Origin of the sequence: Nocardia cyriacigeorgica GUH-2, assembly GCF_000284035.1 — a bacterium.
GTDB classification, from domain to species: Bacteria; Actinomycetota; Actinomycetes; order Mycobacteriales; family Mycobacteriaceae; genus Nocardia; species Nocardia cyriacigeorgica_B.
Genome location: NC_016887.1, coordinates 4,853,032 through 4,865,953, shown reverse-complemented (window position 1 = coordinate 4,865,953; position 12,922 = coordinate 4,853,032). Strand labels below are relative to the sequence as shown.

The following is a 12,922-nucleotide window of genomic DNA, read 5'->3' as shown; positions in this document are numbered from 1 at the left end:
ATCGGCTGCCTGCGCAGCTGTCGGTCACGAGCGCCGTGCCAACCCCATGACGACTCCCAGCGTCCACTCCGCGATGTCGGCACCGACCCGCGCGTGCACCGGCTCGTGCAGCAGATCGTGCCCGGCGTCGGCGTACTCCCGCAAATCTACCCATTTATGGCGTGCAGTCCATACCCGCATCGCGTCGACGGGCGCGCGGCGATCGTCGGCGCCGTGCACCGCCAGCACCGGAAGACGCGGCGGCAGCGGGGTTCCCACGGCCTCGGGTGTGCCGCCGCCGAGCGCGCGGCGCGGCACACCGGACAACACCAGACCGGCCAGTGCCTGCGCGGTCAGCGACGGGACCAGCGGGTAGTCGGCGGCGACGGTGTCGGTGCCGCGGGCCGCGTCCGGATCGGCGGCCTCGGTGTCCGGTGGGATGGCGGCGCCGAGGGCGCCGAGCGCCGTGACCGCCCCGAGCGAATGACCCATCAGGATCAGCGGTGTCTCGGGGACTTGCGCCCGGACGACGTCGATCATCGCGACCGCATCGGCCACCAGTTCGCGTAGGGTGCCCGGCTGTTCGGGATCGCCTTCGCTGAGCCCGTGCCCGGCGGTGTCCAAAGCCCACATCTCGATATTCGCGCCGCGCAGTACCCGCGCGAACCGGTGGTAGTGCCCGCTGTGCTGGCCGATGCCCGGCAGCAGCACCAGCACCGCCACGCGATCTTCGTCCGGCCACCGCCGATAGTGCATCCGGCCGCGCGCGCCGTCGAAGTAACCCATCACCGCATCGTGGCAGAATTGCTGGGGCAGTTGGGGACTCACGTTCTGGTACTGGTGCGTAGTTTTGCGGTTTCGGCTATGCCGTTTCTCACAGGTGGGGGGGTTGCGCGCAAGCGCCCGGCGCCGTTAGCGAATCGCCTCCTGGGCTCGCTCGGCGATCTCGCGCAGACAAGTCCTGAGCTCCGTCGGTTCGTGCACCTGGAACGGCACACCCAGGGCGAGCAGCCGCTGGGCCAGCCATTCGAGGGAGTCGTCGCGGTCGCAATCCATCCGGCAGGTGGTGGCGTCGACTGCGGTGATCTGGCCCGGCTCGTCACCGAGGCGGCCGGTGACCCGGTGCAGGGGTGCGTCGATGGTGACCCGGACGCGTAGCACCGGGGTACCCCAATCGGTGCGGCGACCGGCGACGTAGGCGGCCGGATCGTCGGCGGGCAGGGTGCGCGGGACGAAACGGGCGCCGGTCGGGCGGGCGCGGTCCACCCGGTCGACGCGGAACATGCGCCACCCGTCGCGATCGAGGTCGTAGCCGACCAGGTACCAGCGCCGCCGGGACGGGACCAGCCCCACCGGCTCGGCATGACGTGCACTCGATGCGCCCGCTGCGTCGCGGTAGTCGAAGCGCACCCGCTCGGTATTGGTCACCGCGACGGCCAGCGCGGTCAGCACCTCCACGTCGACGCCGGGATCCTCGCCCGACGGCGGCACCAGCGCGGTGCCGAGCACCCGCACCCGCCGCCGCAGTTTCGCCGGCAGCACCTGCTCGAGTTTGGCCAGCGCGCGCACCGACGCCTCCTCGATCCCGGTGATCGCCGAACCGGCGGCGGCGCGCAGCCCGACGGCGAGCGCGACGGCCTCCTCGTCGTCGACCAGCAGTGGCGGCATGGCGGCGCCGGCGACCAGCCGATAGCCGCCCGCCGCGCCCATGGTGGCCTCGACCGGATAGCCGAGTTCGCGCAGCCGGTCGATATCGCGGCGCACCGTGCGACCGGTGACGCCGAGCCGCTCGGCCAGCTCGCTGCCCGGCCAGGCGCGTGGGGTCTGCAACAGCGACAGCAACCGCAGCAGGCGTTCAGGGGTGTCGGTCATGTCTTCCAGGCTCCCGGACAACTAGGACCCGATCGGTCCTATATGGCTCCTAGCGTAGTTCTCGACCCGCACAGCGACAGGAGATACCGATGACCTTCCCGATCCGCCCCTTCCGCATCGACATCCCGCAGGCCGACCTCGATGACCTGCACGAGCGGCTCGCCCGCACCCGCTGGAGCGCCCACCGGCTGCCGGGCGAGGACTGGAAGCGCGGTGTCCCGCTGGACCACCTGAAGGAGCTGGCCGACTACTGGCGCACCGAATTCGATTGGCGCGCACAGGAAGCGGCGTTGAACGAGTTCCCGCAGTTCCTGACCGAGATCGACGGACTCGACGTGCATTTCGTGCACGTGCGCTCGCCCGAGCCGGACGCGATTGCGCTGCTGTTGACCCACGGCTGGCCGAATACGTTCGTCGAGTTCAGCAAGACCATCGGCCTGCTCGCCGATCCACGGGCTCACGGTCTCGACGACGCCCAGGCCTTCCACGTCGTGGTTCCCTCGGTCCCGGGCTTCGCCTTCTCGGCCCCGCCGGCCGAGACCGGGATGAGTACCGGGCGGGTGGCCGCCATGTGGGTGACGCTGATGGAGCGGCTCGGCTACGACCGCTACGGCGTCCAAGGTGGCGACCTCGGCGCCTACATCGCGCCGGAGATGGCGATCGCCGCGCCCGACCGGGTGATCGGCGTGCATATCGACGGCGGCATCGGCATGCCGACCGCCGCGGACGTACCGGACATGACCGACGACGAACGCGCCGAATGGGATCTGATGCAGCAGTGGATGACCGGCGTCGACCACCACGCCCTACTGCACGCCGCACCCCAGACCTTCGCGCACGCCTGGACCGATTCGCCGGTCGGCCTGCTGGCCTGGATCACGCAGAAGTTCCACGAGTTCTCGCCGCTGCCCGAATACACCATCGACCGCGACCATCTGCTCACCAATGTCGCGCTGTATTGGTTCACCGACACCGCGGGCACCTCGTCGTGGCCGATGTACAACGGGCTCGGCGACGGCGGTTTCACCTGGCCGAAGGGCCAGCGGCTGGTGCCGACCGGGACCTACGGCGGCGGGTCGGCACTGATGCGGCGACTGGCGGAGAAGGACAACGACATCGTGCACTGGCCGGAGGGGAACCGCGGCAATCACTTCGTCGCGATGGAGCAACCGGACGCGCACGCGGCGGATATCCGCGCGTTCTTCGGCAAGGTGGCAGTGCGCCACGGTTGAGGGGATCAGCGGTTAGGCGTGGTACGGGCCGCCCGACTCGGACGGCCCCCCACCCTCAGCGCTCGCCCTGCACCTGGGTGCCTGCGGGCACCTGCGGCTTGGGCGGCGCGGTGGTCGCGGCCGGAGCGGGCGCCGGAGCCGGGGCGGGCTCGGGGGCGGGCGGCGCCACCGCTTCACCGGAACCGGCATTACCGGAATCACCGGGCGCGGGCGCCGGGGCGGGTGCAGGTGCCGGAGCCGGGCTCTCGGCGGGCGGCGGCGGCAACTGCACCGGCTGCTCGGCCACCGAGAAGGTGCCGACGGTCGGCATCATGACGCAGCGTGCGCCCGGGTAGTCGATGGTGCCCCACATCGAGGCCAGCACCGTGCCCGGCCCGCTGTTGACCGTCTTGGCCAGCGCGGGCGTGCCGAATTCGGTGCGCTCGTCGAGCATGTCGATACCGCTGGCGCCGTTGTTGATGTTCACCCAGGCCACCACCAGACCCGAGGACAGCGGGACGCCGGAGTGCGCCGGGGTGGCGTGGAACATCAGGGTGCCGGGCGCGCTGTTGACGCCCACATTAGCGGCGGGGCCGTTGGCGGTGCCCGCGCCGATGATCGTGGTGACCAGGCCGTTGACGCCGCAGCCGAAGGTGGGCGCGGGGTAGGCGAAGGGGGCGAAGGCGCCGTTGATGTCGCGCAGCTTCGCCACATCGACCAGGCGGGTGTAGTCGCGCAGCGCGCCCACGCCCGCGGTGGCGGCCTTGTCGTCCTTGGCTTGTTCGGCGAGCTTGGTGATGCCGGCCTCGAGCGGGCTCGGCGCCGGATCGGCGGTGGCCGTCGCGGTGAACGTCAGGGCCGCGCCGACTCCCAGGCAAGCGGTGGCCGCGGTCACGCGTGCGATGGTTCTGCCGTTCACTGACTCAACTCCCTCGTTCCGAACACTGGGGCGACCCGCGCCCCGTGCAGCAACGTACCAGGGCCCCGGCCGATCTGCCGGGGTTGCTTGCGGCGATAGCGCAGATCAGGCCATACGGATGCGGTACGCGTGTCGCTCGGATGTGATCCACCTGACAGCGCAGGATTCCGGAAGGAGTAGTTTGGTCCGGGAGATACGAGACACGCAGGGAGATGCGTATGAAACTAGCCCTTTCCCCCGACGACGTCGCCTTCCGCGACGAACTGCGCACGTTCTATCGCAACGAAATCCCCGCCGACATCCGTGACCGGGTCAAATACGGCCACGAGCTGTCCCGCGAGGACATCGTCACCGCGCACAAGATCCTCAACGACAACGGCCTTGCCGTGCCCAACTGGCCGGTGGCCTGGGGCGGCAAGGACTGGACGCCGATGCAGCGCCACATCTGGCAGGACGAGATGCAGCTGGCCTGTGTGCCCGAGCCGCTGACGTTCAACGCCCAGATGGTGGGCCCGGTGATCGCCCATTTCGGTTCCGAAGAGCTCAAGCAGCGCTTCCTGCCGCCCACCGCCGCGCTCGACATCTGGTGGTGCCAGGGCTTCTCCGAACCCGACGCCGGCTCCGACCTGGCCTCGCTGCGCACCACCGCGGTGCGCGACGGCGATTCCTACATCGTCAACGGCCAGAAGATCTGGACCACCCTGGCCCAGTACGCGGACTGGATCTTCTGCCTGGTCCGCACCGATCCGAACGCGCCGAAGAAGCAGGCCGGTATCTCGTTCCTGCTCTTCGATGTGAAATCGCCCGGCGTCACCATCCGCCCGATCAAGCTGATCGACGGCGGCTACGAGGTGAACGAGGTCTTCTTCGAAAACGTCCGCGTCCCCGCCGATCAGCTGGTCGGTGAGGAGAACATGGGCTGGACCTACGCGAAGTTCCTGCTCGGCAACGAGCGCACCGGCATCACCGGCGTCGGCCGCACCAAGGTCAAGATCGGGGTGGCCAAGGAATACGCCGCCGCCACCCGGTCCGGTTCGGGCACTCTGCTCGACGATCCGCTGTTCGCCGCGCGGGTCGCCGAACTGGAGAACGAACTGCTGGCACTGGAACTCACCCAGCTGCGGGTGGTGTCGAACTCCTCGGACGGTAAGCCGAATCCGGCCTCGTCGGTGTTGAAGCTGCGTGGTTCGGAATTGCAGCAGGCGGCCACCGAACTGCTGCTCGATATCGCAGGCCCGGACGCGTTGCCGGTCGGCGCGGACGATATCGCCTCGCCGGGCTGGGCCCAGCGCAGCGGCCCCGGCTACCTGAACTATCGCAAGACAACCATCTACGGAGGTTCGAGCGAGGTGCAGCGCACCATCATCGCCTCCACGATCCTCGGATTGTGAGGCGACACCATGGATTTCGATCTCACCGATGAACAGGTCATGCTGCGCGACACCGTCCGCGAACTGCTGGCCCGCACCTACGATTCCGAAACCCGCCTGAAGGTCACCGAGACCGAACTCGGCTGGAGCCGCGATGTGTGGCGTCAGCTGGCCGAACTCGGCGTGCTCGGGCTGAGCTTCGCCGAAGAGGACGGCGGCATGGGCGCCGGCCCGGTGGAGACCATGCTGGTGCTCGAAGAGGTCGGCCGCAGGCTCGCGCCGGAACCGATTCTGGACGCGGTGCTGGTGCCCGGTGGGCTGGTGGCCGCGGCGGGCACCCCCGATCAGCGGCAGCGGATCCTGCCGGAACTGGCCGCGGGCAACAAGCTGCTCGCCTTCGCCCACGCCGAGCCGGGTATCCGCTGGCCCTCGGCCGAGATCACCACCCGCGCGGTGCCGCAGGGCGACGGCTATGTGCTGGCGGGTGTGAAGAACCCGGTGGCGCACGGTGATTGCGCGGACGAGTTCGTGGTCAGCGCGACGCTGCCGGACGGCGGTGTCGGGCTGTTCCTGGTGGCGGCCGATGCCAAGGGCGTCAACCGCACCTCCTACGCCACCGTCGACGGTCAGCGCGGCGCCCAGCTCGAATTCGACTCCAGCCCCGGCGAGCTGCTCGGCGACAATGCCGACTCCTCGGCCGCGGTGCGGTCGGTGCTGGCGCAGGCCCAGGCCGGTCTGTGCGCCGAATCCATCGGCGCCATGGAGGAGGCCCTGCGGCTGACCACCGAGTACCTGAAGACGCGCAAGCAGTTCGGGGTCACCCTGTCGAAGTTCCAGACGCTGACCCAGCGCGCGGCCAACATGTATGTGTCGCTGGAACTGGCGCGCAGCATGAGCCTCTACCTCACCGCCTCGCTGGCCGACGGCAAGGACGACGCGGTCACGGTCTCGCGGGCCCGGTTGCAGGTCGGCCGGTCGGCGCGGCATGTGGGCCAGGAGGCGATTCAGATGCACGGCGGTATCGGTGTCACGGCCGAATACCCGGTGGGTCATTACGTCGCCCGGCTCACCGCCATCGAGCGCACGCTCGGCGGCGGGCTCGAGCACCTCAATGTGCTCGCCTCGCAGGTCGGCAATTACGAGCTGCCGGAACTGTAAGCACTCGCACGGAGAACGGCCCCGGTGGTTTCACCGGGGCCGTTCGCTGTTCATGGGCTCCGCCGCACGGCAGCCGAGTTCCGATGACGATGCGTCGGCGGCCCGGCCGTCGTCGCGCCGGGCGAATCAGTTCTCCCCGTCGACCGACGGCGTCGGCACCCGGTGTGGCGCGCGCGGGGTCGGCTGCGGGAGTTCGGTGTCCGGCAGTTCGGTCAAGGCGGGCCGGGTGGTCGGCCGGGTGTAGGTGTAGGTCTGCGGATCGGTGGTTTCCTCGTCCGGTTCATAGGTCGGCAGTGGGCGCGTGGTCCGGGCCGGGCGGGTGGTGGTGGGCTCCCAGTCCTCGGTGGTGGTGGGCGGCTCCGTCGTCGTGGTCCGCTGAGCCGGGCGCGGGCGGCGGGACGTGGTGTCGGAGTCGGACTCGGCGCCCTCGGTCGAATCCTCGTCGGGGTTCTCGGTGGTCCAATGCGCGGGCAGGGTGCGCCGCGGGCCGGGATCGGGGGCGATCTTCCAGGTGGGCGAGGGCGGAATGACCACCCTCGACGCGGTGATGGTGGTGCCCTCGACCACGGGGGCGGGGGCGTTCGGCCCGGAACGGATCGGCGGCGGTGCCACGTAGGTGTCGTCGTGCCCGACACCGCAGGCGCCGATGAGGACCAGACCGAGGGAGACGGCTCCGGCGGCCGCCACGGGACCGACGATTTTCGCCCTGCTGCTCTCCATCGGTGACGCTCCTGGGTAAGTACGAGTCGCGCTCACCCTAGACGAGAGCAACTGTCCGGGCCAGATGGTGGTCCCGGCGGATTATCGACCTTGCTATTACACTTCCATAGCGCACGCTGAAGTGATGTAATAATAGGTGGTGACGAAAGGGGTGGCCGCCATGGCTACGCATGAGGTGACGAATCAGGTTCCGCCGCTGGTCGACTACGACGCCGCCGACTATCCGGCGCTGACCGAGGCCCTGCACCGCGCGGGCGCCGGCCACGCGCTGGACGAGTTGCATCAGGTCGGCAGACTGGCAGGCGGAAGCGAGGCCGTCGAATGGGGCGATCTCGCCGAAGCGCATCCGCCGCAGTTGAAAACCCATGATCGCTACGGCAACCGAATCGACGAGGTGGCCTACGACCCGGCCTACCACCGGCTACTCGGCCGCGCGGTCGAACTCGGTCTCGGCGGCACACCGTGGTCGGGGCCGCAGCCCAACGCGCATCTGGTGCGTGCGGCCAAGCTGGCGGTATGGGGGCAGGTCGACGCGGGCCACGGCTGCCCGATCTCGATGACCTACGGCGTGGTGCCGGCGCTGCGCAACAACCCGGCCCTGGCCGAGAAGTACGAGCCCCTGCTGACGTCCACGACTTACGCCCCGGGCCTGAGCGCACCGTTGTCGAAACCCGGTCTGCTGGCGGGCATGTCGATGACGGAGAAGCAGGGCGGCTCCGATGTCCGGGCCAACACCACGCGCGCGGTGCCGCAGCCCGACGGCAGCTACCGGATCACCGGCCACAAGTGGTTCACCTCGGCACCGATGTGCGATGTGTTCCTGGTACTGGCCCAGGCCCCGGGCGGGCTGTCCTGCTTCTTCGTGCCCCGGGTACTGCCCGACGGCACCCGCAATACCTTCCGGCTCCAGCGCCTCAAGGACAAGCTGGGCAACCGGTCCAATGCCAGCAGCGAGGTCGAATACGACGACACCGTGGGATGGCTGGTCGGCGCGGAGGGCCGGGGGGTGGCGACCATCGTCGAGATGGTGAACATGACCCGGCTGGACTGCACCCTCGGTTCGGCCTCGTCGATGCGGGTCGGCGTCACCCAGGCCGCCCATCATGTGACCTACCGGCGTGCGTTCGGCGCCGCGCTGATCGATCAGCCGTTGATGCGCAATGTCGTCGCCGATCTCGCGGTGGAGGCCGAAGGCGCGATGACGGTGGCGCTGTGGCTCGCCGACCTGGTCGACCGCAGCGGCGACGAGCAGGCCGATATGCTGCGCCGCGTCGGCTTGGCCGTCAGCAAGTACTACGTCTGCAAGCGTGCGCCCATCCATGCGGCCGAGGTGCTGGAATGCCACGGCGGCAACGGCTATGTCGAGGAATCGCGGCTGCCGCGGTTGTTCCGGGAATCGCCGCTGATGTCGATCTGGGAGGGCACCGGTAACGTCGCCGCGCTCGACGTGCTGCGGGCCATGGCGAAACAACCGCAGGCGCTGTCGGTCTTCCTGGACGAACTCGGCCTCGCTACCGGCGCGGACGCCCGGTTCGATGCCGCGCTCGACCGATTGAAGCAGCAGTTCACCGACTTCGACACGATGCAGTACCGGGCCCGCCGGGTCGTCGGCGAGATGGCGCAGGTCCTGCAGGGATCGCTGCTCGTGCGATTCGGCCATCCGGCCGTCGCCGACGCGTTCTGCGCCACCCGCCTCGACCACGATCGCGGCGATGTGTTCGGCACCTTGCCCACAGGAATCGACATCGCACCGATCATCGATCGCTGCACCCCGAAGCTGAGTTGAGGTGGTTGTCATGACGATTCAGCCGCAGACCGGTTCGCGCAACCGCGCGGGCGAGCCGGAGGAATACGCGCGGATGCTGCACGAGCTCGCCGACGCCTCCGTAGAACGCCACTTCAGCCCGTACGACGACGTCGACTGGGACGCAGCCGATCTGCAGATCCGGCTCGACGATCCGCGCTGGATCCTGCCGGAATTCGACCCCCTCGGCGCTCACCCCTGGTACCAGGCCCTGCCGAAGGACCGGCAGATCGCCATCGGGCTGTACCGGCAGGCGAATACGGCGCGGGTCGGACTGCAATTCGAGCAGCTGCTGATCGCCGGCTTCATGGTGTATCTCAACCGATTGCCCAATGGTTCGGCCGAATTCCGGTACGCGACCCATGAGGTGATCGAGGAGTGCAACCACACGCTGATGTTTCAGGAGGCGGTGAACCGATCCGGCGTCGACGCACCGGGATTCGGGCCGCTGTTCACCGCTTTCAGTCCGCTGGTCGCGCTGTTTCCGCGGATTTCGGCGCCGTTCTTCTTCATGTGCGTGCTCGCCGGTGAAGAGCCCATCGACCACATCCAGAAGGAATATCTGCGCAGCGACGCGGGCTACCATCCGATGCTCGCGAGCGTGATGCGGATTCATGTCGCCGAAGAGGCAAGGCATATCTCGTTCGCGCACGAATTCCTGCGTCGGCGGGTACCGAAATGTTCACCGGCGCAGCGATTCCTGCTGTCGCTGGCCTTCCCGATCGCGCTGCGGGTCGCCTGCGATCTGATCGTGATTCCGCCCGCGGCGTTCTGGCGGGAGTTCGACGTACCGAGGTCGGTGCGCCGCGATCTGTTCTGGGGGCTGCCCAGTTCGAAGGCGAGGCTGAGTGGGTATTTCGGCGACGTGCGGATGCTGGCCGAGGAGATCGGTGTGCTGAATCCGGTGTCGCGCAAGCTCTGGCGGGTGCTGGGCATCGACGGTCGCGCCTCCCGTCATCGCGGCGAGCCGGACCGCGCGCCGCGCCCCGCCGACCGGTGAGCTCAACCGGTCGGCAGGTCCTGCTCGCCGATGAGGTTCTTGGCGAAGAGGTAGAACTCGGTGCGGAAGCCCGCGTACCGGGCGCGGATCTCGCTGCCCGGCCAGTCGTCGGGCAGCAGTTCCGGCGGCAGTACCGGATCGTCGAGCAGGTGGCGCACCATGGCCGCGGCCACCTCGAACCGGGCGGCGATGCTGTCGGCTTCGTCGAACGCGGTGAGCAGGGCGCGGGCCCGCTCGGCCCAGCGATCGGGCTGGAACAGTCGCTGGGCCAGGGTGGCCGGCGGCTCCTCGGGTCGTCCGGTGAACAGGCTCAACCGTCGCCGGGAGGTCTCCGGCAGGTCGACGGCGATATTGTCCGGCCGGCACCACACGCCCTCACGGAGTTCGCCGAACCGCGCCAAGCGCAGGCTCTCCCGGAACGCCGCACGGTCGGTCGAATCGGCGGCACCGATCATCACGATCGCCAGCTGCCATCCACCGGCCCAACTGCCCGGGTGCTGCTCGATCGCGACGTCCTGGCGCCGCTGCCGCTCGGCCAGTCGCGCCGAGAGCCGATAGGTCGCGTCGGCGCCGCGTTCCAGATCACCCGCCGCGACCATCCTGGTCAACGCCGCCCGCAGCGCCGACTCCTGCAACCCCAGTCCGGTGCCGACCCGCACGATCCAGCCGACCGGTGCCTGCGCGGGATGCGTACCGAGCAACACGCTCAAGATCGCCGAGCGCGCGGTGAGCGTGCGGACCGGTGGGGAAGGGGCGGCAGACACGGGCAGAGCCTACCGGCCGGGCGAGTCCGGCTCGCCGGCCCTCGGCGGCCCGGACCGAAGTCGCGCGGCGCGGCCGAGGTGCGTCTGCCTCAGCGGGAACCAGTCGACGCCCACTGTCGAGGCCAAGGCTGTGGCATGCAGGTCTGAATGTGGCTGATAGCATCCTCCCGGATCCTCACCCTGACCGTGCCCACCGTGGCCGCGCTCAACGGCCACTGCTTCGCCGCCGGCGCGATCTTCGCCGCGGCCCACGACGTGCGCATCATGCGCGCCGATCGCGGCTTCTTCTGCCTGCCCGAGATCGGCCTCGGCTTCGCCATGCCCGGCGGCCTGGTGATCCCCGGCGCCATGACCGATCTGCTCACCACCCGGCTGCCCGCCGCCGCTGCGCACGAGGCGATCCTCACCGGCCGGCGCTACGGCGGTGTCGACGCCGCGGCGGCCGGGATCGTCGACGCTGCCGTGCCCGCCGAGGAAGTGCTGCCCAAGGCCATCGAGGCCGCGGCCGCGCGGGCCGGTACCCGGGGTGCCGCACTGGGCGCGATGAAGCAATGGATGTACCGCGATGTGATGCGCTCGCTGGAGACTCTCGCGTTGAGTCTCGACCGCACTGCCTGATAGCTCCCTCCGGAATCCGAACTGCCCGCCGGCATGACCACGGTCGTGTCGGCGGGCAGTGGCATGTCGAGGCGGCTATGAGCGCACGCTGCAGAAAGTCAAACATCGTTAGGTCAGATAACGAACCGATCACCTCGGCGTGTCGGGCGCCCGGGTGCGGCAGAATCCACTGGTTGTGGTCGTAGCGTATGTGATGCAAGTTACGCGTGAGACGCCTGAAACCTGGATGAGAGCGCATCGAGCGGTTGGCGCGCACGGAATTACTCAGAACGGCGTCATCGAGGAGTAGATGATGGGAGCTTCTTCGACCACCCCCCTGTCCGCCGCGGCCACTGCGGCCACGGCGTCGTCGCCGGATCTCGGCGATGCCCGATCGCGTGCCGTGCCCGCCGTACTGTCGCGGGTGCTGGCCTGGTTGTTCTTCATCGGTGGACTCGTCGGTGCGATTCTCGGCATCGCGGGTCTGCACGTCGAAATCACCGTCGCCGGACTCATTCTGGCCTGCACGACCGGTCTGATCCTGCTCAAACTGCGGGCCGATACGGCGGGCACCGCGGCCGCGAGCTGACCGGCTAGCCCGTCGAAAAGCGCGGGCACGCACCAGGCTTCGTTGCCTAGCCTGGATCCATGGACATCGAGACCACCGGCGACGCCGTCCGGTTCCGTGAGACGGCCGGCGCGGTGCTGCGACAGGATCCCCTGCGGCATACGGTGATCGCCACGACCGTCAACAACATCGCCTCCGGGCTGGACAGCCCGCCGGAGCCGCCGATTTTCATCACCGCGCGCACCGGCGCAGGCGCTGCCGGCATCGCCATGCGGGCCGGCCGACGCGATATCTACCTCGGCGCGCTCTCGCCGGACGTCATCGCCGCTGTCGCGGACACCTTCGCCACCACCTCACCGGGCGCCGGTGGGGTGGAAGGCCCCACCACCGTCGCCGAGGCCTTCGCCGAGCACTGGTGCACGGCGATGGGCGGCGGCCCTGTTCCCGCCTTCGCTACCACGCTGTACCGGCTGGGTGATCTCGTCGCACCCACGGTGCCCGGCACCGCCCGGCAGGCCACCGAAGCGGATCTCGACCTGTGCCTGTCGTGGATGACGGCCATGCGTGTCGAGACCGGCATCCCGGCGGGCGCGCCGTCGGAGGAGGCGTTGCGCAAACGGATTCGCGCGGGATCGTGGTGGTTGTGGGAAGACGGCGGCGAACCCGTGAGCCTGGTCGCCCGCCAGCTCCCGTCCTTCGGCTGGTCCCGCATCGGACCCGTGTTCACTCCGCCGATCGCCCGCGGCAGGGGGTATGCGAGCGCGCTCACCGCCCATGTCTCGCGGGTGTTACTGGCCGAGTCGGTCGATGTGTGCTTGTTCGCCGACACCGACAACGAGCTCACCAATCGGCTCTACCGCAGACTCGGCTTCCGGGCGGTCGACGGCTACACCGCGTTCCGGTTCGATGGCGCCGAGGCCCTCGATCCGGCTGGGGCTCGGTGACCTACTCGTAGGCGAC

General features: G+C 69.3%; 13 protein-coding genes. 8 read left to right on the top strand and 5 right to left on the bottom strand.

Going from position 1 to position 12,922, the window contains the following annotated elements:
- Nucleotides 1-24: 24 nt before the first annotated feature.
- Together NOCYR_RS22060 and NOCYR_RS22055 are read right to left on the bottom strand one after the other, a co-directional pair.
- The gene (locus NOCYR_RS22060; protein ID WP_014352626.1) at nt 25-765 is read right to left on the bottom strand and encodes an alpha/beta hydrolase; all 741 of its coding nucleotides are present in this window, start codon (nt 763-765) and stop codon (nt 25-27) included.
- A gap of 126 nt (nt 766-891) precedes the next feature.
- Complete coding sequence (locus NOCYR_RS22055) at nt 892-1,851, bottom strand: helix-turn-helix transcriptional regulator (protein WP_014352625.1); 960 nt, start codon at nt 1,849-1,851, stop codon at nt 892-894.
- Nucleotides 1,852-1,940: 89 nt separating this feature from the next.
- On the opposite strand from NOCYR_RS22055, the gene NOCYR_RS22050 reads away from it, so the two are divergent.
- Nucleotides 1,941-3,083, top strand: a complete 1,143-nt coding sequence (locus NOCYR_RS22050; protein ID WP_014352624.1) for an epoxide hydrolase family protein — start codon at nt 1,941-1,943, stop codon at nt 3,081-3,083.
- A gap of 55 nt (nt 3,084-3,138) precedes the next feature.
- Here NOCYR_RS22050 and NOCYR_RS22045 read toward each other — a convergent pair whose 3' ends face one another.
- Nucleotides 3,139-3,957 carry a hypothetical protein gene (locus NOCYR_RS22045; RefSeq protein WP_228798880.1) on the bottom strand — a complete coding sequence of 273 codons (819 nt, stop codon included), beginning with the start codon at nt 3,955-3,957 and terminating at the stop codon, nt 3,139-3,141.
- Between the two features lie 242 nt (nt 3,958-4,199).
- On the opposite strand from NOCYR_RS22045, the gene NOCYR_RS22040 reads away from it, so the two are divergent.
- Both NOCYR_RS22040 and NOCYR_RS22035 read left to right on the top strand, forming a co-directional pair.
- Nucleotides 4,200-5,372 carry an acyl-CoA dehydrogenase family protein gene (locus tag NOCYR_RS22040; RefSeq protein ID WP_014352622.1) on the top strand — a complete coding sequence of 391 codons (1,173 nt, stop codon included), beginning with the start codon at nt 4,200-4,202 and terminating at the stop codon, nt 5,370-5,372.
- Between the two features lie 9 nt (nt 5,373-5,381).
- A complete protein-coding gene (locus tag NOCYR_RS22035; protein WP_014352621.1) occupies nt 5,382-6,509 on the top strand; it encodes an acyl-CoA dehydrogenase family protein in 1,128 nt (375 codons plus the stop codon).
- A gap of 126 nt (nt 6,510-6,635) precedes the next feature.
- Here the strand turns inward: NOCYR_RS22035 and NOCYR_RS22030 are convergent, their stop codons facing one another.
- Nucleotides 6,636-7,229: a hypothetical protein gene (locus NOCYR_RS22030; protein ID WP_014352620.1), complete on the bottom strand. Its 594-nt coding sequence runs from the start codon at nt 7,227-7,229 to the stop codon at nt 6,636-6,638.
- Nucleotides 7,230-7,389: 160 nt separating this feature from the next.
- Here NOCYR_RS22030 and NOCYR_RS22025 point away from each other — a divergent pair, with 160 nt between their 5' ends.
- Nucleotides 7,390-9,015, top strand: coding sequence for an acyl-CoA dehydrogenase family protein (locus tag NOCYR_RS22025; RefSeq protein ID WP_014352619.1), 1,626 nt, complete (start codon nt 7,390-7,392; stop codon nt 9,013-9,015).
- A 10-nt stretch (nt 9,016-9,025) separates the two neighbouring features.
- On the top strand, nt 9,026-10,033 hold the full coding sequence (locus NOCYR_RS22020; RefSeq protein ID WP_014352618.1) for an AurF N-oxygenase family protein: 1,008 nt from the start codon (nt 9,026-9,028) through the stop codon (nt 10,031-10,033).
- A gap of 2 nt (nt 10,034-10,035) precedes the next feature.
- On the opposite strand, the gene NOCYR_RS22015 is transcribed toward NOCYR_RS22020, so the two are convergent.
- A complete protein-coding gene (locus tag NOCYR_RS22015; protein WP_014352617.1) occupies nt 10,036-10,797 on the bottom strand; it encodes a PaaX family transcriptional regulator C-terminal domain-containing protein in 762 nt (253 codons plus the stop codon).
- Between the two features lie 147 nt (nt 10,798-10,944).
- On the opposite strand from NOCYR_RS22015, the gene NOCYR_RS22010 reads away from it, so the two are divergent.
- From NOCYR_RS22010 to NOCYR_RS22000, 3 genes are all read left to right on the top strand, one after another.
- Nucleotides 10,945-11,415, top strand: coding sequence for an enoyl-CoA hydratase-related protein (locus NOCYR_RS22010; protein WP_014352616.1), 471 nt, complete (start codon nt 10,945-10,947; stop codon nt 11,413-11,415).
- Between the two features lie 292 nt (nt 11,416-11,707).
- Nucleotides 11,708-11,983: a hypothetical protein gene (locus tag NOCYR_RS22005; protein WP_014352615.1), complete on the top strand. Its 276-nt coding sequence runs from the start codon at nt 11,708-11,710 to the stop codon at nt 11,981-11,983.
- A 59-nt stretch (nt 11,984-12,042) separates the two neighbouring features.
- The gene (locus NOCYR_RS22000; RefSeq protein ID WP_014352614.1) at nt 12,043-12,906 is read left to right on the top strand and encodes a GNAT family N-acetyltransferase; all 864 of its coding nucleotides are present in this window, start codon (nt 12,043-12,045) and stop codon (nt 12,904-12,906) included.
- Nucleotides 12,907-12,922: the final 16 nt, after the last annotated feature.